This window comes from Bacillus sp. GbtcB14, from assembly GCF_019091205.1.
GTDB lineage: Bacteria > Bacillota > Bacilli > Bacillales > Bacillaceae_G > Bacillus_A > Bacillus_A cereus_AG.
This window is the reverse complement of the sequence record NZ_JAGXJT010000021.1, coordinates 15578-37980: the sequence shown is the minus strand read 5'-3', so window position 1 is coordinate 37980 and position 22403 is coordinate 15578. Positions and strand designations below refer to the sequence as shown.

The following is a 22403-nucleotide window of genomic DNA, read 5'->3' as shown; positions in this document are numbered from 1 at the left end:
ATCATATCATAGCCCATTTGCACCCATTGAGGGAACCTTTGAACAATACCGTTAATCAATTCAGTTAAAATTTTAATTCCTGCTTCTATTATTTTAGGCAACATGTTATTGATACCCGTAAGAAGCATTCCAATAATTTTTAGTGCCATTTCTAAAATTTTAGGTAGATTTTCTGCTACCCCTTTGCAAATACTCATAATCATGTCTAACCCTGCATTAATTAATGAAGGCGCCATTGCAATAACGGCAGTCATTAGAGCGTTTGTAGCATTAACAATAACATCTATAGCCATTTGTACGAGTACAGGAAGTGCCGTAACTAATCCATCTACTAGCTTAGAAATTATATCAATACCTATCTGCAGTATTGTAGGAAGCATTCCAACTATTGTTTCCGCGAATTTCAGCAAGATACTACCTGCAGTTGCTAGGAAGTTAGGAAACATTGTGTTGATCCCGTCTACAATTGTAGGCAGGAACCGCATTGCAGTAAGAAGCAGCGCAGGAAGCCCGCCGATCAAGATGGTAATAAGTGTAGGAAGTATCGTGGAGAATATTTGACCTAGCTGAGAAGTGTCTCCACCCATAGCAAGCCGGATAGCCTCTACAAATAAGCCTATACTAGCTTTTATTTGCTCTATAGCCTGTCCTATTAGAATTGCTACGTTTTGGAATCCTCCTGACATACCAGCTAACCAACCATTCATAATATTTCCTGTAAGCACTACCTGTAATATGTATTGCCCCAAATTCAGCAGATTTTGGCCAAATGCCGCTATCACTGGAAAGGTAGAGATAAAGTTCGCTCTAAACTCAGCAAGGGCGATACCCATCTGTTTAACACCCATTATCATATTGATAGGAAGTTTCATTAGTGATTCATTAGCAAAATCACCGGTTCTCGCTACTTCTAGGAAATACATACCCATATCTTTCAAAGTAACACCCATTCGCGCACCCTCGTTAACTGTACTGGATACCCAGTCAATTACCGATTGCCGAATGTTAGCGACACTCATTCCAATTTGCAAGGCAGTTTCTTGAAATGGCTCAGGAAGATGCGTTACCCAGTCATTAAAGTAATCACCATCGATAGCGGTATACATTAAGTATTTACCCATACTCATTACGTTCTTTCCGAACTCTTGAATAACAGGGAATGTACCTATAATTTTTTCTCTCATGTTACTCATTGATTGGCCAATCTTAAGTGCTGTGCCCTGGAATCCCTCAGGTAAATGAGTTATCCAGTCATTCAAATAATCTCCGTCTAACGCTGTATAGTAAAGGTATTTACCCATACTAACCACATTAGAACCAAACTCTTTCGCTTTATTACCTGCCATGACGAATCCTGACTGCATGGCTTTAATACTATTCTGTACCTTGTCTGAATTGTAAGCATTTTGGAGTAATTCAGCTCCGTTTTTAACTAAAGCTTTACTGAAGTCCGTAATCCCTTTAATAGTTCCGTCAACGAATCCCTTAAATTTCTCGTTAGTTTTGTAAAAATGAGTAAAAGCTACTGTAGCCCCTGTAATCGCAGCCGCTACGATCCATACCGGTGTTGATAATGTAGCGAATGCAGTTGCAACAGGCATAATTAAGGGTCGTAAAGCGAATAGAATTGCCCTTAAACCTCTAAAATACCCTACACCTAATGCTAAAGGTAACATTAATCCCATCAATGCAGGGACTAGCATAATAGTACCCTGAATAAATCTAGCCATGACGGGGTGTGCCTCGTTAAATGCTATTGTTAACTCAGCCATTTTGGCAACAAAATTATAGATAGGTACCATTACTGCAGTAAAAGCTTGCCTCATAGGTTCTAATGCTTTTGTAAGTTTCTCCATCATATTAGTAAATGCTTCAGCATATTTAGGTTCCATTTCCATATTAGCTTTATGCAGAGAACCGTACATGAAAAGCATACTCAGTCCGACCCCCATAGCTAGGATAGGCATTCCCATCATTACTGAATTAAGTCTCATAGCTTCATCTGATAGAGTTTTCATACTGGCTTGCGGGCCGTGTAATTCTAGAGCAATCTGAGCAGCTGAACCGCTACGAGCTACTTTATCCAGGCTATCAACTAAAGCAAGAGCGGGACGAGCTGTGTTATATAAAGGATTTTTCATCTGATCTAGATTCTTAGTTGTTTTAGACGCAGCAGAAGACATCGCATTCATAGCGCCAATAGTTTGAAGCATTCCCATCATAGCAAGCCTGTTAGCATTAATTTGAGCATCTTGAGAAGCTTTCATTGCTTTTCCTATTTCATTGGCTTGATTTATGAAATCTTTGTTTGTCCCTTGAAATTCCTTAGAGCCTTGAGCCATTTTAAAGTATCCATGTGTAGCCTTAATCTGGTCTTCCATAAATGGAATCATTGCCATTTTTTGAGCGTGGAATCCTTCTTTCATTTCCATCATCATATTTTGAGCTTCTTGAGACATGTAGCGATAATAACCGCCCATTTCACCCATTAACCCGCCTATTTCATTACCGTATGCTCTGCGATATTTTCTAGCGTAATACTCTGAGTCACCTACCATGCCTTGCATTTCTCTACCCATGTTATTACGCATATCACGAGCAGTACGGCCCATCCCTCCGCCGATCCGGTTTAATTCTCTGTTAATATTTTGTACATCTCGTCTAACGTTATTGTTATTTATCCTTGCATCTATTTCAACCCGTCCGTCAGCCAATTGAAGTCACCTGCCTCTTTTGCGCTTCTAATCTTCTTAGGTACGCCTTGTACTCCATTTCTTCTCTAATGACTTTAGCTTCCGGAAGTTCATACCGCTCTCTCATTTTCTTGATTCGTTTTCGTTCATCGGCGTTATGTTTATCTTTCTTAGGTATTTCGCACGTTCGATAGTGTATCGCTGTACGCATCGGCGTTTTTTCGGATAGATTATTAAATAAAGCTAAAAACTCTTCCCATTGCAGTATTCCTTGTTGTTCAAATAAATTGACATTGTAGTCATACAAAAAAGACGCAAATATCATTTCTGCGTCCAATGTAAAGTTAACAACAGGTATTTCCGGTATTTCTTCATTTAACGGATTACCTAGTGTTTCCGTCATCTCACCGGCTTTCTTATCTGCTGTTAAATCAATATTCAATTTATCCTTGAAGATATCAACAATTAACTTCTCTTTACCTTGCCAGTTAAGCTGATTGAGAAGACTATGATCAACGATAAGCATCAATAGAGCAATATTCGGCTTTGCTCTATTGCTAACTGTCTCATCGTCGAATAATTCCATGATTTTTAGGACATTATCAAAAGACAGATTTAATTCAATATCGACACCTGCCCAATGATATATGTCTCTATTTCTATCAGTAAGTTTGAACATTACCGATCACCTTACTTTTTAAGATTAGCTAGATATTTAGATTGCGATTCATCTGATTTTTTTATCATTTCCTCTGCGTATAAATCATTTAAGTAATGAACAAGACTTAATAGATTACCAACAGAACGGCCGGCAATGTCATATAACTCTTCGAAAGCACCTTCACCTAAGAAAACATCGACAACTTCTTTTGTTATTTCTTTTTGCTTAGCTGTTAAAGCATCGATTTCTTTATCTGTAGCATTTTCGAAATCCGGTATAAATTTCTGTAGTTCTTTTGTAGATTTTTCGAAACGTTTTAATGATTTTTGGTATTTATTTAACGCATCATCATTGAATTCTACTTTGAAAAGCTTACCTGCTACATCTACTTCTTTATACGTTTTTTCAAACTCGAATTTAAATTGTGTCATTTTTGTCCTCTTCTCCTTCTTGTTTCTGCATTATCGTTCGGTTTAATGTTTGAACTAAATTAAAAAAAGCCGAATTAACGGCTCTTTGTTCTTCGTTAGACTGAGGGTGTACTGGGTGCTTTTGTAAATGTTGGAACCCCATCATAACTAATTGTAAATTCGATTTCCCCTTTAGAGTTAGCATCGCCACCAGGTGATTTTATTTCACTCATAGTCGCTCTACCTTCCCATTTATCCCCGTTAGGTTCTGTCACACGGAAATCCGTTTTACGTTCTGGCCCTACTTTGTTTATTTTGCTTAAGATATAATCTTGAGCTTCATCACCATAATAACGATGTCCCTCGAATCCATATGACATCATAAATCCTGTAATATCACGTTCTGCTGCTCCACCACCATTATAGTAGTAGTTTTCGTCACTCTCTTCATTGTTATCTGGATCAACTGAAGTAATCCCTACTGCAATTACCGCATATTTCGGAGTGCTTGTAGTAGATACATTAATTTCAAATTTATATCCGTGGTTCATTAAAAAACCTTGTTCCATATATTAATTACCCCCTATTTCTAATTCCGCTACAAAGAGAGCGGTATATACATACTCGTTAGATGCTAATTTATCTACGAAATTAGGCTCTACGTAAATATTTAATCTTCTCAATGTGTAAGAGTTGTCCACTGCATGAAACTCTCGTCTATGCACGTTGTTTAATTCTTCTGCGATTACTTCTGCAGAAGTGTTAACTTCCAATTGTTTTTCACTTTTTAAGAGGATTTGAAACTGTTTCTTTTTAATTTCACCATCAAAATATTGCTCACCCGGAGCAGATGGTATCATCCTAATTGCAATACTTTTACGCGGGGTATTATTCAACCCTATATCTAATATATCGACCTTTACAGGAGCAAACATGATTTCTTTAGATAGAACAGTAGTTAAATGTTTTTTCACTGATTCAATTAACCATTTCATATTTACCCTCCTATAAATTTCGTTTTATTTCGTTTTCTACTATTCTAGCCCAATCGCTTACATGGCGTGCTTTAGCCTCTTCAAACCAAAGCCCCCTAGCATTAGGATTAACATCTTTTGAGAAGTTGTACTGTGGATTATAGTACAAACGTCTTGAATATGGAGTATTCCATTCAATATGACCTTCTCCCGGTCTACTAAAGCGTATGGAAGAGCGTTCTAACTCACCGGTGTCTTTTGGAATGTAAAAATTACTATCCTTCAATACTTGCTGATCTAATACAAATTGAGATTTATTAATAGCCTCTTCTGCTTTTGCGGCCATATGTGCAGTATCTACTCGTATATTAATGTTAATCATTGTAGATATATTTCAGTGTGGTGCGGCCTGTTAGGGTTCGTTGTATAAAGTGGTTCAACTTCTTTAATAAACATTTCTTTTCCACCCCACACGATCTTAGATTTTTCTTTAAATACATGATTAGCAGGAGAAGAGTTGACTGAATCATGGAAAAGTATTGCTTGAAAAGTTACGCTATCACCTGTTGAAGTGTTATATAACTTTTCATTCGGTTGCACTCTTACCCTTTTTAGAGTGATTGGTGGGGCAAATGAGGAAGCGGAACCTCCCCATGTCTCGTCTTCACCAATGTACTCATGATACTCAACTGTATGAATGAGTACATGTAATGGAATAGGAATAACATTAATCATTTACCTCCACCCCCGCATAAAGTAATCCTGTTGGACGTAGAAAAGCAATTGTCCCTTGTGCTATTCGAGCGTCATGGCCCGCTCCTTCAGACTTACCACCTCGTAATAAACCATAACGGAATTTACCAACCTGCATAACCGGCGTATCAATCATGGTATTTGTAGATGTTTCGCCATATAAGGCGATATATTCAGTTTGAGCAGCAGTAGCTTTCATTACCTGATTTTTAATAAATGGCGCCAATTTATCGAAATCAACGCCACTCAATTTATAATTAATAATCTGATCCACTACATCTGAAGCTCTTGCAATCATACGACTCAACATATCAGAATCTTCTACAGGCATTCCCTTGTATATGTTCGTATAGTATTCAGCATCTATATATGACATGAAATCACCTATTTTTCTGTTTTATCAGCTGCAGTATCTTTCTTTAACTTTGCAATTTCAGCCTTTAATTTCTTATTTTCAACTAATAAGTCATTACGTTCTGCTGTAATTGCATCTTTTTCTTCAATAACAGTATTTAATTCAGAAAGTGTTACTTCACGGCCACCTGTAGCACGAGTCACAACTACATAAGCAGCTCCTTCCGCATTAAGTTCTACTTGGTCATATCCTTCTACAAGATATGCATCTAAACTTTGTTCTTCAACTGTTAATACACGATTCTCTTTTTTTACGACTACGGCCATAATAATTCCCCTCCTATGCTTTTGGCGCTGTTACGAATGCAATACCGTCTGTTTTAGTATCAAACATAAATACGCCATCGTATGAGCGCTCAAAGTAAAAGTATTTTCCTGCAGTTTTTGCACTAGGCGCATCAACTGAAACGAATTCATATTTTTCAGGTGCAACCATACAAGATGTATGAATTAACATCATTTGAACTTGCTGCGCAGTTGGATCAGGTTTAGCTCCATTTGTGAAGTTATATAGTGTCTTCATACGTGAAGAAGGAACACCAATGATTTCGACCTCATCTAAGCGGTTAACTACACGATTGATTTGCCCGTTATTATTTTGAACTCCCATATATCGTGCAATTTCTTTAGCCTGCTTCAGCGCAGTTTTAACAGTAGGAAGTACGTATAATAAACGCCCTTCTTGTGGGACTTCTTTTTCATCCATATTTTCCATAATTTCATCGAATACAGTTAAAGCATTTTCAGGAGTAATAGCAATCTCTTTATTTCCGGCGCCATTATCTTTAGATTTCTTTTCGCTGAATAAACGTGAAATCATGTACTTATCTTTTTCAGGGATTTTTTCATTATCGTTATAAACTCGTGTGATATTGGCAATGGATGCTACCATGTTCGTTTCATCAATATCCATAGGGTCAATAAGTGTATCCCAGTAACGATCATTTGTTAGTGTTTTTGTTTCCCAATCGTTTTCAAAGTTACGTCCTGGAGTTGTAACCGTATCGCGTCCATAATCTTTACGACCAGAAGTAACAGTAAGACGTGGTAATTTAATAGTTTTAGCGTCAGAGAATTTAACTAAACTATTACTTGGTGTGTTCCATAATTTTTCAAAGTATAAACGACCAGGATAACGTGTTTGTAATCCCGCTTGGTATAATTCTGCATAATTTAAGTTGTTAGCCATGTGTATATCTCCCTCTCTTATTTCTTGAATTCTTCAAGCCATTTATTTAATTCTGATTGTGGTTCTCTTTTATGCTGTCCACCATTACCGAATCGCGGTTTAGGCGGGCCCTCTTCCTCAACGACTGTTTTAAAGTGTGGGAATTCCGTTACGACCTGCTCAATAGCTTGCGCGATATCTACATCGTCACTAAGCTTTGTTTTTGCTAGTGTAATTACAGCAGCTAAGTTCTTTTCATCTGTAATACCTGCTTTGATTGCCGTGTTTTCCATTCGTAAATCACTCAAAGTAGAGTCTTTTTCTTGTAACTGCGTTTCATAGGTTGTTACTTTGTCATTAAGCTTATCGTGTTCTGTCTTCTGTGAATCTTGGTGCTCTTTCCAACTATTCACCGTATCTTTTAATTGATCTGCATTTTCGAATCCTAACGTTTTCAAGAAATCGGTTTGTTGCTGGTTTTTTGCAGCATCTAATTGTTCCTGTGTATAGGTTACTGGGTCACCCGAACCGCCTGCTCCTGGTTCACCTCCTCCCAATGGATCAGTACCGCCCTGGTCACCTGCTCCACCATCAGAAAAGAATTGAATGTTATTTAAACGTAAACGAAATGGTTTTTGCATCTTAATTCCTCCTATACAATTTGTTCTCGGTTATATTGACGCTTGCGCTTTGTTTGATTAATAAACTCTTTCATGTTAGCTTGGCGTTGCGAAACCCTATTTTTCGCTTCCTTCACGCCTTCCGCATCTCCTAACGCTTCCATAACCTTTACTTCCTTCTTAGCTTTCCTAATTTGCCGTTCTAAGCTTCTTTGTTGTTGACTTTCCTTATATACTCTAGAGTTCTCAACAGTGTCATACGGTTCATAACGCTTAGTAGACTTACCTGATATATAAGGCCAAACTAGATGCCGGCAATTTACGCCTAATAACCCTGCCGCTTCACCATATGATGTACTGGAGAACGGAGGGTGTCTTTTGCTCTTTCCACTTTTAGAATAAATACGACCTTGATATGGCGCGCAGCGTGGTCTTGCTCCAAGATGTGAACTTGTTTCGATTAGATCCACGTCATACTCATCCATTCGGGCCATCTGCATTTCATTTGCTACATTCTGACTAACAGATCGAGTAATCATGTTTACATATGCTTCGGTACTCCAACGCTTCCCAGCCTTATCAATTAAAGCGGGAATCCCTCGCTGTGCCCATTCAGAAACAGTTTGTCTTAGCGCCTGTTGTGGCGTTATCACACCGCCTAATAGTTTACCTACTGTTTTATTTAAAACATCTAGATAAACCTGTTGTGCCTGATTTAGCATAGTTGTATTTACAAGATTCAACGTATCTAACGCCTGTTGCTCGTAAGCGTTAAGAATGCCAATTAGTGCAGCGCTCGTATGCATTGCAGGAGCAGCTATTAAACTACCTGCTTGTACTGCTTCCTGATATAACTGTTCATGTTGCTCTACCGCTGTGAATCCAGCCCCTTCTAGCATCTTTCGTACTTCTTCAGCTGTTTTACCACTACGACTAGCAATAGTATTCATTTGTTGTTGATTCAACTTACCTAACTTATTTAACTGAACTATGCGCCAATGTTGGTATTCCGTGAAATCTTCTGCAGTTAATAGTAATTCCCGGTCATACTTGAGCATTCTAGCCATGTTTAAAAGCAACTCTTCTTCAATTGCATTGTAGATATCTACTACAAATATAGAGAGTTGCTGTAACTTCTCAGGAGGCAGTGCCATTATCCTTCATCTCCTGAGTTATTATTCTGTTTTGGGTTGTTCATACCAAAGAAATCTATATTTTCAGGGGTAATGGTTTTATTTTCTGCAAGTACCTCCTTCAATAGCGCTTCAGCTTCTTCTGCAGTTACACCATGAATCTTCATAATTGCGCGTTTCTTGCTGTTTAATCCGTTAGAAATCAATATGACTTGTTTATTTATTTCAGCAGCAGCATCTTCTGCGATACTATCGTCAAAAGTAACTGTAACCTCGTATTCTCCTGTGGGACCGTTAAATTCACCATATAGAACAGCAATATCAATAATGCTATCAACTAATTCTTGTATACCATCTTCAATAATTGTTTCATGGGACTGCTTCGTTCTAAACGTCTTAGAATTCTCACTGACAACCTCAGTAGCAGTTTTAACTCCTTGCCCATCAAAGCTGAATGCACCCGCAGAGAAACCAATTTGAGAAGACAAATAGTTTAATAATGCATTAATAGCAGAAATATGTTCTTCCACTCTTAACTCAACAGACATATCTTGAATGTGTTTCATCCCATCATCAAAGTTAAATGCCTGGAATACTTCATCATCTGCATCAAAGTAACGTAATTGTGCCCCGGTTTCTGGATCTATTACAGTTCTAATTGCATTATGCGGTACCAAAATACGTTTTTTACCTAAAATGAACTCTCTTTGGAAGCTGTCAAATGCAATATCAATCGATTTAAGTGTATCTAGTGCATTGGCATAAATAGAAATTCCCAAAGGTGAGCCAATATCTAAGTTATTAGCAGTATTAGGCTTAAAGTATTTAAAAGTAGGCCGTGATAGGTTCTCTATATATACTGCTTCTTCTAAATTAGGATATAACTCTGCTAATGGAACCTTTACACCTAATTCATGCTTATTATCGCTTTTATACAGCTCATTCTTGATGATGTATGTGCCATTCTCAACTAAATGCCATTCTAGCAGCGTATACTTTTTGCCGCCTTTAAACGCTTCAGTAATAAATACACATTCTGTTATCTGTTTATTGTCCCAGGTAATCGGTATGAAACAGTCTGCTGTAACAAATGAAAGTTTAATGCCATTATCCCAGTAGACCTTAATAACCATCCCACCAAGCGCAAAGCTGTACTCTAAGTACCTTTGAAACTCTTTTATAAAGTTATTTTCATCAAGAACATTTTTGATATTCTTTGATAGATCCTTATCAGATATGTTAATTGTGCATTTTTCATTAAATACAAGAGTAGCCATTTCTTGCGTCACAACTTTGGCCATATTTAAAGTGGCTCGTTTTCGCTGCTTCTGCCCCTCTACTGTTTTGTATTGAACATCATGCCATTCTTTGTAATACCCACTATACAAAGCTTTCCAGGTGTCTATAAATTCATAGGATTCGTCATTTACCTGTATATCCTTGTGGTCGGATACCTTTTTTATCCCACTAATCAGGCCCATTTTGTACAACACCTGCCTTATGCCGGAGATGAGCTTCTTAAACACTACATCACCTACTTTACATATTATTAATGTGAACCTAATACCAACCTATTGCTTCGCTAACAACGCGCTAATAATTACATAACATAAATGTATTAATGCAGTAACGTTAAGCCAACAGATAATAAACAACAGCCTTACATTAATGTTAGTATTAACGTTAACATTACAGTAATTAATTAATAACGTTATAAATCTATTAATATTTCAATTTCAATTTCTGCAGGTTATCATTAACATAATATTGAAATGCATCACACGTATGATCGTCTACTTTAAGTACTTCAGGGTTAGGCGTCTGCAAGGTTTTAGCGTCCCACTGATATCGCTTGTGTTCCTCATAAAACACCTTGTTGTTTTCTGTATCCAAAATAAAAAAACGTCCCTGTGATAATAAATCGTAGACGTTTTCTATCATCGTTACTTTCTTTTTCTTTGCAACGGGATGCAGTCGAACACCATAATCTTTAAAGTACTGGTTACGCAAGCCACCCTCTGCAGAATCGATAGTTTGTTGGTCAATGTATCTTCTAAATATAGCAGTAGCATTTGTCACGAATTCATTTAAGTCCACTGAGAACTCACTAGGTGCCCGTTTAACGACTTTGTTTTCAGGTGAGTAATAATATGTATCTAATAGGATTACATTTCCCTTCTTCGTGAATCCAAAGGCTAAATAAGTAGTAGCGGAAACCTGGTGCCCTGTATCGATGGCAATATCAATTAATATTAAGTCGTCATCTTCAGGTAGTTGGCTGATTAAGTTAAAATGATTCATGTTATAAACCATGTCACCTAAACCGATAACATCACCTTTGTACATCCAACGCCAATACTCAATATCCGTTTCCTTGTACTTTTCAATCTTTCGAATAAGCTGCTTAGATAAGAAACCTTTTTCATCTTCTAAATACGTGCTGTGATGTATAAAGAAATCTTCATCGTTCGCTTTATTATCCTTGAATTCATTTACCCAAGCATAAGGGTTACGCGGTGGATTGTAAGAGTAATAGACTTTCACCTCTTTATCTCCTAAATCCTGACGAATAAATGTATCCTCTACAATATCAATATCCTCTATACCTGCAAACTCTGCCAATTCCTCAAACCACACGGCCATAACATAACCTCTAGCGATTTTAGCAGATTTAACTTTCATAGGGTCATCGCAGCCATAGAAATAAAAAGCTGTTCCTGTATCCTTATGACGTATAACAAGCGGTGATTGACCGAAAAAGAACTCATCTTCTAATTTCAGCATATATATCGCCCATTTTATCTGCTCATATACAGAAGTAGAAAGATACTTTGCTACTTTACGTAGTATAACTATATTACCGTTTGGGTCTTCCATAAAATCAGTTACAAGCCTCAATGAAATAACAGATGACTTCATTGAAGAACGGCCACCTGACAAAAGGTTTCTTGATCTATCATCATTTAACCAAAAATCATAGAAATTAGGGTTTATTAAATCAAGTATTTCTATTACTTCGCTCATTTAATATCCTTCTCATTTCGTCTTTATCGTTAACAATGATAGTACCCGTACTCTTATTCCCTTTGTCAGTAACTTCTTTTACTTCTGCTTCTGCTTTTTGTACATTAAGCTGCATCATCTTGAGTTCTAACCTACGTTTATCGTTCTTATTTGCTAATTCATCAAACTGTTTAATTAAGTTACGGAATTCAGCAAAAGCCCGTGACTGTGCATTTAATAAGTTCGCTTGTTTGTCCCAAGCAAATTGAATGTCCCACTCTTCATCTAATCCATGTTCGTTCATTTTTTGTTTTCTTAACTCTCGTGTAGTATCATCCTTGTCTTGTACAAACATGATATTCTGAGAGTAAATGATATTGGAATAGTGCAGTAAAATACTCTCCCAAATCATGGATACTGGATCATTCTGAAAAGCTCGGGCCAATTCTGTCTTAAGTTCAAATACTTCTGCAGGAAGGTACTTTCTAAATAAGCCATGCGTAACAGCATTATCATTACCTACTGGTGCACCATGACCAACAGCATTTTTATTTCCAGCAGGTGGACCACCTTTATTACCTACTGCATTTTTGTTCCCTTTTGGCGCTCCACGTTTTGCAGTACTACGTTCTTTATTTGTAGTACTACATTCATTTTCTTTTGCAGTACTACATTCAGATTCATTTAATTTAGCTGCCCATTTGTCCCTACTCTTCCAGGATGAAATTGTTTTTTCAGGTTCTTGAAGCAGCTCTGCAATTTTACGATTAGAAATATCGCCGTTATGTTCTTTGAATAGCTCAAAGGCTTTATCCCTGTTCGGGCTTCTTGCTCTCGCCACTCGTCACCACCTCACTACTTACTGTCCAAGAAAACATCTATGGCTTTATCTAATACGCTAATAAGTGCCTCACGACAGTTTTTTGGTGTCATATCATCATTAAGTTCATTGTGCAAAGCTACTGCCTTTTCTAGCTTTTGCGGGTCAATATGTTGTTTTACTAATTCCACACCGATAATATTATTAATCAAATTACCAACAACAACCGTTTGCTCTTGCTTATTGAGCTTCATTCACTTCACTCCTTTTAACAAAACGATCTCGCTCTTATACATTTAGGTTTGCGATTTAGCACTTGCGATTTCATGACTCTATATTTTACATATCCATAAGCAGGACGTTGTGACCGTTCCGATTTATATTTTATGTAATTAAGAGCAATCTCTTTAATTTGTTCCCAGGTTTGCTTAAACCATTGAACAATTACCTCACACGCTTCTCTAAATAGCTCAAAAGCTCTCTGTAAATCTTCACTATCAACTTTCACAATCTCACCCCTTATCTATAAAATAAAAAAACGTCCATTTGGCCGTTAAATAGAATCTTATTTTAAAAAATCCATAACAGAAACTAATTTATACAGGGAAATGAATATTATACACACAATGACTGCCTATAATCTTATTTATGTAAACTAGGTTGTCGGGAAATGTGTTGATATCAATGCATTTGTTAAAATCCCTATAATAATCAATATGCAAGTTTTATACATCGTTGATTTTCCGGGGTTTTTCACACTGAAATACACTTATTCATTGCATAAACTTAACCTTGTTAAACTTCTGTATTTTCCGGTTCTAAAAACTTGCCTATATGATGTTTTTCAAAGAGAGCAGCGTCTTTCTCTTGAGTTGTTTGTTTTGTAAATTCTCCCAAAGACATTTCCTGCTTCTTCTCATCTAATTTAATAATGATTTCTTGCAACATTTTCTTTAATTTTTCATTTGGAACTAATTCAGGAACAATATCTACAACCTGTTTATCTGCTGTAGAAATTAAATATGAAGTAACAACTGTTAATCCCTCTAAAACTTCTAGTGCATCTTTAAATAACTCTGTATCTGTTACTGAAACATTTATACTTAGTCCTGCTGCCCTACTTTGTAGTTTGTATCCTTCTAATTCCCAAATTTTATTTTTAATTCGCTGCAAACAGATTTCTTTACCTATTGCCTCATTATAGTTAGCAGGATCTACACATGCAGAATGTTCAACAATGATAAAGCCATTAGGTAACTCTGCTGTTACTACAGTACATTTATCTAGAATCGTATTTACAGTTATATTAGAATTTGAAATAATATCTTCTACTTGTTCAGGCGTTACTGTTACTTTACTTCCCATTAACAATCCCTCGTTTCTAATAATGCTTATTGTGTACTTTTTACATAACAAAGAAAAAAAGCCCTATTACAATTAAGTAACTGGGCTTTTTACAAATTGGAGGACATTTTTTAATTTATATCAGGATCTAAATTCCGGACCCTTCTTTGAAACAACATGGTAGGCTTATATTGTTTCAAAGAAGAGCAGAAGCTCTCCTACTGACCGTTCAGACCAAACAATCTAGTTATTCTTATTACGTAAAATGAAATCAAGAGTCCTTTATAGGAGTGCAATATATAAAGGTAAAAGTTCTATGTATGAAGCAACGGGTGTCCCCAATCATTCACCATAGGTAACTGGTTTCGGCTTTCATATATAGGTGGCATTCGTAAGGCGAAAATAACCTATTTTTAAATTAAATCATGCAAAATAGACTACCTTCTAATTGTCTTGCTATTTTAATGTCAGATCGTTGTATTGATTTCTGGACAGTTCCCTTTGATACTTTTAATAAATTGGAAATTTTATCCATAGATAAACAATTCCCCTTAAACATTATATAGATCTCTCTTTCTCTTTCTGTTAATGTTGACAATGCATCTTCTAACTTAATACGCTCCCATTCAGTAATTACATTCTCTTTCGGCTTATCATCCCACTCATATAACGTTTCTGCGCTTCTTAAATACTTTTGCATTAGTAAGGGATTTACTGCAGTATTACGCTGATATGCTGCTCTACGTTCAATGCCTCTTATCGTTCCTGGTTCCTTTGCTGTACGCATCCATTCCAGTGCATAACGTAAATCAGTAATCATACTACCAATAATTGTTTTATCATTATCCGGTGCTGTTTCTTTTAAGTTTTCTAACTGATTTACTTTCTCTTTATATTGTTCAATTAGTTCCTGCATACCTTGTTCCTCCTTTTGTAATAAAAAAAGGACGTTGGTTATACATAGGAAACAGTTTCTTCCTATATATAATCAACGCCCTTAAATGTGGACTATTAATTTGTGTTTATAATTTTTTATATTTAATATGGTATGTGAAATTTTTATTTCAATCCCCGTTTCTTCAATTGAGATGTAATACACGATGGATTCTTTATGCCTAGCTTTTTTGCTATGTCTTTGAGCAACATACCTTTCTTTTTTAACTTTATAATTTTTATACAAAGTTTGTCCCAATCCTTAGGTGTTCGCACCTTAACTTCTTTTTCAATTAATGTACCGCCTAAATATATACCTAATGCATTTATTTCTTTTCCTATCTCACACTTTGTCCAACAATAACTAGCATTGCTATCCCTTTTATGCTCACAACCAGCACAATTATTATCCATTAAATCAATTATTTTTAAACGAACGGCTGCTTTATTCATGAAACATCAGGCCATTCTAATTTCTCTATATGCCTTAAATAATCTACTAAAGCACGATCAGTGCGCTCAACAATAAAAGCATGTTTTTCAAATTCTTCTCGTGGTATAGATTTTCTTCCACCCTCATATGATTCCATTACATATTTTGATACTAACGATAGTGGCACTAAATACGTCACTTTATCTTTCCAAAACTCTATTAAGAAGAAGCAAATAGCCCCCATTGTTTGTGTATCTTCTAAATAGTCAATCTGGTGCCGATGGATATTTTCTAGCGGAAAACGTGTTGTTTGCTCCGTTGACTTCGCTTCAAAGTATACCGCTCTCCCCTTATATACACCGTCATAATCTACTGTTGATTTACTTTCCCACGCACTTTTTGTTATGTTGCCTTTCTTGTCTGTTTTCAGCACCTTTACCGGTGTAGGACGTTTGTTAAATATGCCTACCTTTTTTTCCTTATACATACGATTTGAGATATTAATTAGCATTTCAAAAGGCATCCCTTTATTTCCGTAACCCATGCTGTTTCCTCCTTTTCTATTTAATAATTCCACGTTTTACAAATATATTTCTCCACGCTTCATTTACTCTATGTTTCTCAAATTGTTTAACACGACGTTTAATAGCTTTCTTTATCTTTTGCTTCTTACGATTGTTAGCCATTACAATCACCCTTTCCGTTTTATGAAAAATTCGGAATTTTTACCATTTACCTGCATTTTAATTGTTTTATTTATAAAAATATGATAATATTCACCTATAAAGCCTTTGACTTGGCTTTATACCCTTATACAAAGAGCCATGAGCCTTCACAACTCATGGCTCTTTTCCATTCAAATTTTAAATTATTTTGGTTTAGCACCATGCACTATAGCGATACGAGGTAAAAAGTTCCTGACAATATATAAGGCTTCATGCCTATCTTTTGCATTTATATCTACATTTAGCGTCCCTTCCACCGGTGGTAGTTCATAAGTAACAACAAACTTATACATCTTAATATCCACTCGCTTGACGTTTGAAATTTTCTTCATTCTTATCTTTGTAAGCTTGTACAATATCCTCGTATTTAAAGCCGTATAAATAGCAAATACGGAAGAACACACCAAACATCTTTCTTAATTCTGTTATTGGACAATTTCTATATAAAATCCATTGTCTTTTTGCTTTAAATACTTCCATACTCCACATTTCAAATAATCGGTTAATACTGTAAATATTTCTTTGACACATCTTCGCATAATGGAAACATCCAATAATGTTCTTCTGATCCCTAGTAGTAGCGTTTATTTCTAAAACGATTGATAAAAGAAAATGTAATCCATCTACCAACTCATCTAACAATTTATCCCTATCCGGTGTTTTAAATTTAGTGCTCCAATACTTAAATGACTTTGTTTCGTTCCAAGCTTCATTTACTTCCACCTGCAGTGCATAGAACTTTAATTCAATACGATCCTCTGCCTTATAACTAATATGCTGATCTAGCTCCTTTTGCATAGATAACAATTGTCGTAAGCTAAATTTCTTCTCTAGTTCTGCGTCTGTGATTCTGTGTAGTTCTAGCATTCTTCTGTGCCTCCAATATTTTTAGGAGTCTTTCGACAGACAACTCATACAACTGCCTGCCGTCCTCCATTTTATAAAAGTTAAAATTATGAATTAACTGACCTATAATTCTTTCTTTCCTGCCCATGAATCCCCCGAGCGCTTTTTGCAATGTATTTTTTCAAATGTCCTAAATGTACTTGCGATTATCAATAAAACGAATATTAAAAATACAAGACTCATAATTTATCCCGCTAAATCTTCTTTGAAGAATAATGGCTCTAAATCTTCTGCCATAACTTCATATGTTTGACCTGAATTAACAATCCCTACAGTTACTACGTTACCGTCCTGGTGCATTACTGTTAGTGCATATACATCATCAGATACCCAATCACCGGGAGTAAACTTCCCTGGGACTCTCCCTTTACGTCTAAATACTTCACGCCAACCCTCATCATCAATTTCTACTGCAGTAGCAAAACGGCACTTTTCAATATGATTAAATCCATAGTCACCTGCAATGGAACCTACACTTTTCCATTGACCCCATATCTCTACTTTGTCATTAATAGTATCCTTAATAACTTTTTCCACTTGTACAATTTGTAGGCCATCTTCCATTTCACATACAACCCAATGACCAGGAACCACTTTTGTTTCACCTATTTGTAAATTCATCATCATTTCCCCCTTAATCTAATGCTTCTATTTCTTTCAACGATCTATTAGAAACTTCAATACTACGAATACGAAAATCATAGTGTTTACAATAACGCTCACGGACTATACGGGCTGCGTCTTCCCTTGTTTCTGCTTCACAAAATTCCAACTTAAATCCAATGTTTGTAACAATATCCACCATATAGGTATCAATTTGCTCATATACGACAGCATCTTCTATTGTTAATTGCTCAACCATTTACAGGTACTTTTGCTAATGTAATTGTTAATTGCTTATCCAATAGTGTTCCTATTACTGCGTTCATCCAAAGATTAGGGTTAATCTTTCTCTTTAAAAACTCAATTACTGTAATTAATTCCTCTGTAGATAGCGGAACGAATTCACCTAGTTTTTCCTGGTTAAACTTACCGCCACGCTTTTCTATGTTTAAAGTAATGCTATTTTCTCTTACAAATTGTTCTGCAGTTACTAGATCAAACTGCCGCACCTTTTCTCTTCCGTATTTATCCGTTATCTCTTTTAGAGCATCTTTAATTACACCAAAGCTTACTACTTTTAATGTTTCTTCAGCTTGACCGCTGCATTGTTTACAAAGTGTCTTTTCCAATCCTTCAATATACATCGTTTTTTCATCAGAGGGCGGTATTGTATCACCGCAAATATCACAATATTCCCCTACATCAAAGATATCTACCATAATAAACATCTCCTATTTATCTATTTTTTTAAGTTCAGTTTCATAGAAACAATCCGTCTCATCTGGTTTTCCGAATTCATCAAGGTTGTCAATATTAACAACCCTGCGAATCGGATATTTACACTCATAACCTTCTTTTTCTTTTACGATTACTCGTTTTGCTAGCTCTGTTTTATCACCTGCACACATGTAATGTTTTGGCCGCCCATGTGAAGGGATTAAGAAACTAAATTTTTTCGAACGATATACTGTTTTCATAGGTTTGCTCCATATGATATAATTGCAAAAGTTAATATTTTTTAAAGGTCCCGTTGCAGCGGGCTTTTTTTATGCGTTTTTTCTAATGTGTTCCACAACTTCTTTACTTCCACCAACATCCTCTAAACGTTTTGCTACATCAAGAACATTTTTTCTTTCCTGCTCCCGATCATGTTTCATTTTTTTGTAATACATAGCTGATAACTCTTTTGATATTTCTAGTTCTCTCATAACTTTTTTTCTATGTAGTTCATGCAGCTCTACATATAAAGTCTTATTACACTCTTCATTTGCCCGTTCCATCTGTTTATATAAAATGTCTTGATTTTGGATGCATTCTCTAAGCTCTTTTTCTAACTTCTCTGCTGCTGCTAAATGCTCCGGAAGGACTCTGTTTTCTATTCCCAATCGTACTCACCTCTTTTTCTAGTTGTTCAGCTTCATCGAGTTTTCTCTCAATGAAGCTGCCGCCTTTGTAAAGTGCAAGTGCAAAAATTCCAATCCCTAAACCAAAGATACAAACGGCACTAGTACTTTCTACTGTTGAAATATCCATTACGCAATAATGAATACCTTTTCTGATTTAACTTCTTCCTCAAGCGCTGCTACTAAATAGGCTTTAATGTTTTTAATTGCTTGTAACTTCCAAGCCCCGCCATCCGCTTCAAATAGTCCACAAGTCGGGCCTGTCTTCATACGGAAAATAAATTCACTTTCAGGCTGCTCAACTTCAACGAACGTTCTGTAAGGCTGTAGGGCTACTGGATTAGGTACTTTTACATTTCCACGTGTCGAAACTCCTGTTTTAGCAGTAACAGCTTGTGAAACCCCATCATCGCCAATCTCTCGTACAGTTTCATCCGCAATAGTTCCAATTACTTGTAATACAATGTCACGGTCATTATTTTTAACGAATCCTGATTGCATACTAATGTTAAAGTCCTCTGTGTCATGGAATCTCCCAAAACTAAAATGTGGAATTAAAGCTTCTGCTTTCACGAATTTACTACGATTGCAATTACCGTTTAATGCAGTAAACAAACTCACTTCTGTTGGACTTTCAATGTGAATCATAATTGTTTCTGCTGTATCAAAATTAGATTTCGCATAATCTACTAAACTAGATAGGCTACGTACAGTTAAAGCACGTGGTGTCGGTTCTTCCACTACATGCAACTGCTGATTAGAATACGTTTGACCGTTGATTTCCTCTACTTCTGCATTTCCTAAACCTACTACATATTGCAAAGCTTCTTTTGTCATTGACATACTTCATTTCCCCTTTTCATTAATTTGATTTTCTTTGTAAATCTACAACAACATTTGGATCTTGATTTTCAACAACCTTTTCGCCTACATCAGTAGCGAGATCACCCTCAGTATCCATATACATCTGTCCTTTTACTCCGGATGCAAGCTCTTGGCCAATAATATTACCGCTATTATCCTGGCCTAATAGAATTTTTGATTCTACTTCTTCTGCAGGTGCTAAAGTAGATTTCGCTTGTACTTTACAGTCCCAAACGTCACGCTTTTTATCACCTACAAATGTAAGCGTTACTGTGATTTTTCTAGCTTTTTTGGGATCAGTATTTAAATCCGCCATATTTTCAGTTACTCGTTCGAATTCTCTATCAAACTGCTCCGCTAATGCTCCATCAGCGAATGAATTTAAATCAATCATGTTTTTACCTCCTACGCAGTTTTACTACCGTTAAATAATGGTCTCCAACCTTCAATGAAACTTAGTGCTTCATCGAAATCTTTTTGAAGAATATTAGGATAAGCATTCACTTGGTATGCATCTTTTAAGTTCTTCCATAAAGCGGAGTACACTTTTCTAGTTGTAATGTATAGTTCTTTATCTATCTTGTTTTCATTCCATAGCTTATGTACTCGTTTATTTACAGCGTTTCTGATTACTTGCTGCTGTCCATAATCTAGTGTGATACGTTCGTTAATATCTTTCTTAATTTGTTCCACATCTCTTTTTAAATCGACAACGTCCTCATTTAATTCGATAGTCATTTTCATATTGGCCAGGATACTTTCTTTTGCGTTCATCGCCTTTGGTTTATCACGGATATATTGTTGCATTCGTTCAAACTCTTGAATGAACTTAATCTTCATTTGAACTGCCTCTTTTGTGTTGTAACTCATAACAACTAATGTAAAAGCTTGTTCCGTCAGGTCGATTTTAGGATATAAACGTCCTCTACTCTCATAAGTTCGCTCGTGAAAATTTACGAGCGAAAATTCATAACCCGCATAATCCATTTGCTTGCGAATATCTTTCAGTACATTGTCATGAGTTTTCCCGAAGACTTCAGCAATCATCAAACTATCAGTTACAACTTTTCCATTGCTTTCAAATACTAATTGTTTATCATCTGTTGAACTTAGCGTGTTCATTTCCGTTATGAGACCTCCTTCATATCTAAGATCTTTATGATTTTAGCCCTGATATCCTTACCTTTTCGTTTATCACGGATAATATCCGATAAGTAAGCATTAGATATCCCAAGTAATTTCGCTAATTCTTTTTGGTGCATATTTTTAGCGAATAGCGTTGCTCGAACCTTCATGCCAAATTCATTTTTCATTCTATTCACCTCATTTTTAGAAAATAAGCTAAATATTTAGCTTATTATTGACAATAACTAACTTATTGATTAAAATGAACTCATAGCTAAATAAACCTACACTTATAGCTTTTGTACGTTGGGGAACGTGAACTATAGCCTTTATTAAGTAGTGTTTGAACAGCTAAATAAGTAGCTTATGCACATTAGTATATTATTCAATCGGTTAGTTGTCAAATGTTTTAACTAACTAATTGAATAAAACTTCTCGTGTTAGCTTGAAAGGTTGAGTTATATGGGTATTACCGAAAAAGTCAAAGAACTATGTTTAAATAGAGGAATATCAGTATCTAAATTAGAAGAGGAATTAGAATTTGGCCAAAATACCATTTATCAGTGGAAGAAAAGAACTCCTTCTGTTGAACGTGTACAAAAAGTAGCTGATTACTTCAACGTTTCTATAGATTTTTTATTGGGAAGAACTAACCAAATGAATAACAACCTTTCGAAAGATACAGAAGGTTTTACAGAAAAGGATAGAAAAGATATCGGAAAAAGAATGGAAGAGATACGCAAAGATCTGACAGACACTGACGGATTAATGTTTTCTGGTGAGCCTCTTTCAGAAGAGGCTTTAGATTCATTAATGGATGCAATGGAATACATCGTGAAACATACACAAAAAGTAAATAAGAAATACATCCCTAAAAAATATAGAAAAGAATCAGAGTGATTCGGGGGAGGGAGATTCAATTGGGGTATTATGAAAAAGACACAGCATTAGAACTAGCAGACAAATATAACACAACAGACCCTTTTGAAATAGCTGAACATTTAAATGTTCATATTTTTTATCAAAATTTGGATCCAAGTATAATGGGCTTTTATAAATACAATAAAAAAAACCAATATATTTGTATTAACGAAAATTTAAGTATTAATGAACAAATTGTCACTTGTTCACATGAACTAGGACATTGTAGAATGCATAAGCATGTCAACACTCCATTTTTACGTGCTAATACATTTTTATCTGTAGATAAATTTGAAAGACAAGCAAATTTATTTGCAGTTGAATTATTAATGCCGGATGAGGATTGGCATGCATATGCACAAGAACTTAAAACTATCGATGCAATTTCCAATCATACAGGAATTCCAAAAGAATTATTATTATTAAAATATCAAAAAACAATAGGTTGTTTAACTTAGTCCTTTTAGGGATTTTCTTTTTAGCTCTAATTCGAACGT

The 22403-nt window shown here is 35.8% G+C and carries 34 protein-coding genes and 1 pseudogene; 2 read left to right on the top strand and 33 right to left on the bottom strand.

Going from position 1 to position 22403, the window contains the following annotated elements; translation table 11 throughout:
- From KVT31_RS28255 to KVT31_RS28095, 33 genes and pseudogenes are all read right to left on the bottom strand, one after another.
- Nucleotides 1–2714: carbamoyl-phosphate synthase large subunit (locus KVT31_RS28255; RefSeq protein ID WP_217613675.1), on the bottom strand; the 2714-nt coding region annotated here is incomplete at its 3' end.
- Nucleotides 2707–3372, bottom strand: coding sequence for a Gp15 family bacteriophage protein (locus KVT31_RS28250; RefSeq protein ID WP_217613674.1), 666 nt, complete (start codon nt 3370–3372; stop codon nt 2707–2709). The genes KVT31_RS28250 and KVT31_RS28255, both read right to left, overlap by 8 nt.
- A gap of 11 nt (nt 3373–3383) precedes the next feature.
- Nucleotides 3384–3785, bottom strand: coding sequence for a hypothetical protein (locus KVT31_RS28245; RefSeq protein WP_217563143.1), 402 nt, complete (start codon nt 3783–3785; stop codon nt 3384–3386).
- A gap of 95 nt (nt 3786–3880) precedes the next feature.
- Nucleotides 3881–4333: a phage tail tube protein gene (locus KVT31_RS28240; RefSeq protein ID WP_253601517.1), complete on the bottom strand. Its 453-nt coding sequence runs from the start codon at nt 4331–4333 to the stop codon at nt 3881–3883.
- Between the two features lie 3 nt (nt 4334–4336).
- Nucleotides 4337–4759 carry a phage tail terminator protein gene (locus tag KVT31_RS28235; RefSeq protein WP_217563142.1) on the bottom strand — a complete coding sequence of 141 codons (423 nt, stop codon included), beginning with the start codon at nt 4757–4759 and terminating at the stop codon, nt 4337–4339.
- Between the two features lie 10 nt (nt 4760–4769).
- Complete coding sequence (locus KVT31_RS28230; protein WP_217563141.1) at nt 4770–5120, bottom strand: minor capsid protein; 351 nt, start codon at nt 5118–5120, stop codon at nt 4770–4772.
- The gene (locus KVT31_RS28225) at nt 5117–5473 is read right to left on the bottom strand and encodes a putative minor capsid protein (RefSeq protein ID WP_217563140.1); all 357 of its coding nucleotides are present in this window, start codon (nt 5471–5473) and stop codon (nt 5117–5119) included. The genes KVT31_RS28230 and KVT31_RS28225 overlap by 4 nt, the downstream gene beginning before the upstream one ends.
- Complete coding sequence (locus KVT31_RS28220) at nt 5466–5867, bottom strand: head-tail connector protein (protein WP_217563139.1); 402 nt, start codon at nt 5865–5867, stop codon at nt 5466–5468. The genes KVT31_RS28225 and KVT31_RS28220 overlap by 8 nt, the downstream gene beginning before the upstream one ends.
- Nucleotides 5868–5875: 8 nt before the next feature.
- Entirely contained in the window at nt 5876–6172 is a 297-nt protein-coding gene (locus KVT31_RS28215) for a hypothetical protein (RefSeq protein WP_253601515.1), read from the bottom strand.
- A gap of 13 nt (nt 6173–6185) precedes the next feature.
- The gene (locus KVT31_RS28210) at nt 6186–7094 is read right to left on the bottom strand and encodes a capsid protein (RefSeq protein WP_217563138.1); all 909 of its coding nucleotides are present in this window, start codon (nt 7092–7094) and stop codon (nt 6186–6188) included.
- Between the two features lie 17 nt (nt 7095–7111).
- A complete protein-coding gene (locus KVT31_RS28205) occupies nt 7112–7714 on the bottom strand; it encodes a hypothetical protein (RefSeq protein WP_217563137.1) in 603 nt (200 codons plus the stop codon).
- Between the two features lie 11 nt (nt 7715–7725).
- Nucleotides 7726–8847 (bottom strand): phage minor capsid protein, encoded by a 1122-nt coding sequence (locus tag KVT31_RS28200; protein ID WP_217613673.1) that lies wholly within the window; start codon nt 8845–8847, stop codon nt 7726–7728.
- Entirely contained in the window at nt 8847–10352 is a 1506-nt protein-coding gene (locus KVT31_RS28195) for a phage portal protein (RefSeq protein WP_217563163.1), read from the bottom strand. The genes KVT31_RS28200 and KVT31_RS28195 overlap by 1 nt, the downstream gene beginning before the upstream one ends.
- A 196-nt stretch (nt 10353–10548) precedes the next feature.
- Nucleotides 10549–11850, bottom strand: coding sequence for a PBSX family phage terminase large subunit (locus tag KVT31_RS28190; RefSeq protein ID WP_217563162.1), 1302 nt, complete (start codon nt 11848–11850; stop codon nt 10549–10551).
- A complete protein-coding gene (gene terS / locus KVT31_RS28185; protein ID WP_217563161.1) occupies nt 11825–12670 on the bottom strand; it encodes a phage terminase small subunit in 846 nt (281 codons plus the stop codon). Before terS ends, KVT31_RS28190 begins: the two co-directional genes overlap by 26 nt.
- 14 nt (nt 12671–12684) lie before the next feature.
- Complete coding sequence (locus KVT31_RS28180; protein WP_217563160.1) at nt 12685–12903, bottom strand: hypothetical protein; 219 nt, start codon at nt 12901–12903, stop codon at nt 12685–12687.
- Between the two features lie 14 nt (nt 12904–12917).
- On the bottom strand, nt 12918–13157 hold the full coding sequence (locus tag KVT31_RS28175; protein WP_217582036.1) for a hypothetical protein: 240 nt from the start codon (nt 13155–13157) through the stop codon (nt 12918–12920).
- Nucleotides 13158–13771: 614 nt separating this feature from the next.
- Nucleotides 13772–14014: pseudogene (locus KVT31_RS30495) on the bottom strand (Gp49 family protein); the annotation flags it as partial.
- A 397-nt stretch (nt 14015–14411) separates the two neighbouring features.
- Nucleotides 14412–14909, bottom strand: coding sequence for a sigma-70 family RNA polymerase sigma factor (locus KVT31_RS28165; protein WP_217613672.1), 498 nt, complete (start codon nt 14907–14909; stop codon nt 14412–14414).
- Between the two features lie 143 nt (nt 14910–15052).
- Nucleotides 15053–15379 (bottom strand): zinc-finger domain-containing protein, encoded by a 327-nt coding sequence (locus KVT31_RS28160; RefSeq protein WP_217563158.1) that lies wholly within the window; start codon nt 15377–15379, stop codon nt 15053–15055.
- Entirely contained in the window at nt 15376–15903 is a 528-nt protein-coding gene (locus tag KVT31_RS28155) for a Holliday junction resolvase RecU (protein ID WP_217563157.1), read from the bottom strand. The genes KVT31_RS28160 and KVT31_RS28155 overlap by 4 nt, the downstream gene beginning before the upstream one ends.
- A 16-nt stretch (nt 15904–15919) precedes the next feature.
- Nucleotides 15920–16045, bottom strand: a complete 126-nt coding sequence (locus KVT31_RS28150; protein WP_217563156.1) for a DUF3983 domain-containing protein — start codon at nt 16043–16045, stop codon at nt 15920–15922.
- A 333-nt stretch (nt 16046–16378) separates the two neighbouring features.
- A complete protein-coding gene (locus KVT31_RS28145) occupies nt 16379–16951 on the bottom strand; it encodes a dUTP diphosphatase (RefSeq protein WP_217563172.1) in 573 nt (190 codons plus the stop codon).
- Nucleotides 16902–17078 carry a Fur-regulated basic protein FbpA gene (gene fbpA / locus KVT31_RS30810; RefSeq protein ID WP_217563173.1) on the bottom strand — a complete coding sequence of 59 codons (177 nt, stop codon included), beginning with the start codon at nt 17076–17078 and terminating at the stop codon, nt 16902–16904. The genes KVT31_RS28145 and fbpA overlap by 50 nt, the downstream gene beginning before the upstream one ends.
- A 98-nt stretch (nt 17079–17176) precedes the next feature.
- Nucleotides 17177–17611 (bottom strand): hypothetical protein, encoded by a 435-nt coding sequence (locus KVT31_RS28135; RefSeq protein WP_217563174.1) that lies wholly within the window; start codon nt 17609–17611, stop codon nt 17177–17179.
- Between the two features lie 13 nt (nt 17612–17624).
- Entirely contained in the window at nt 17625–17852 is a 228-nt protein-coding gene (locus KVT31_RS28130) for a hypothetical protein (RefSeq protein ID WP_217563175.1), read from the bottom strand.
- On the bottom strand, nt 17845–18312 hold the full coding sequence (locus KVT31_RS28125) for a hypothetical protein (RefSeq protein WP_217563176.1): 468 nt from the start codon (nt 18310–18312) through the stop codon (nt 17845–17847). Before KVT31_RS28125 ends, KVT31_RS28130 begins: the two co-directional genes overlap by 8 nt.
- 12 nt (nt 18313–18324) lie before the next feature.
- The gene (locus KVT31_RS28120) at nt 18325–18570 is read right to left on the bottom strand and encodes a hypothetical protein (RefSeq protein WP_217563177.1); all 246 of its coding nucleotides are present in this window, start codon (nt 18568–18570) and stop codon (nt 18325–18327) included.
- 69 nt (nt 18571–18639) lie between these two features.
- Nucleotides 18640–18978 carry a hypothetical protein gene (locus KVT31_RS28115; protein ID WP_217563178.1) on the bottom strand — a complete coding sequence of 113 codons (339 nt, stop codon included), beginning with the start codon at nt 18976–18978 and terminating at the stop codon, nt 18640–18642.
- Between the two features lie 147 nt (nt 18979–19125).
- On the bottom strand, nt 19126–19839 hold the full coding sequence (locus tag KVT31_RS28110; protein ID WP_217563179.1) for a hypothetical protein: 714 nt from the start codon (nt 19837–19839) through the stop codon (nt 19126–19128).
- Nucleotides 19840–19858: 19 nt separating this feature from the next.
- On the bottom strand, nt 19859–20254 hold the full coding sequence (locus KVT31_RS28105; RefSeq protein ID WP_217563180.1) for a replication terminator protein: 396 nt from the start codon (nt 20252–20254) through the stop codon (nt 19859–19861).
- An 11-nt stretch (nt 20255–20265) separates the two neighbouring features.
- Nucleotides 20266–20982 (bottom strand): Rha family transcriptional regulator, encoded by a 717-nt coding sequence (locus tag KVT31_RS28100; RefSeq protein ID WP_217613671.1) that lies wholly within the window; start codon nt 20980–20982, stop codon nt 20266–20268.
- Between the two features lie 5 nt (nt 20983–20987).
- A complete protein-coding gene (locus KVT31_RS28095) occupies nt 20988–21173 on the bottom strand; it encodes a helix-turn-helix domain-containing protein (protein ID WP_217563237.1) in 186 nt (61 codons plus the stop codon).
- Nucleotides 21174–21447: 274 nt separating this feature from the next.
- Between KVT31_RS28095 and KVT31_RS28090 the strand changes: the two genes are divergently transcribed.
- Nucleotides 21448–21885, top strand: a complete 438-nt coding sequence (locus tag KVT31_RS28090; protein ID WP_217613670.1) for a helix-turn-helix domain-containing protein — start codon at nt 21448–21450, stop codon at nt 21883–21885.
- Nucleotides 21886–21905: 20 nt separating this feature from the next.
- Entirely contained in the window at nt 21906–22364 is a 459-nt protein-coding gene (locus KVT31_RS28085) for an ImmA/IrrE family metallo-endopeptidase (RefSeq protein ID WP_217613669.1), read from the top strand.
- Nucleotides 22365–22403 lie beyond the last annotated feature (39 nt).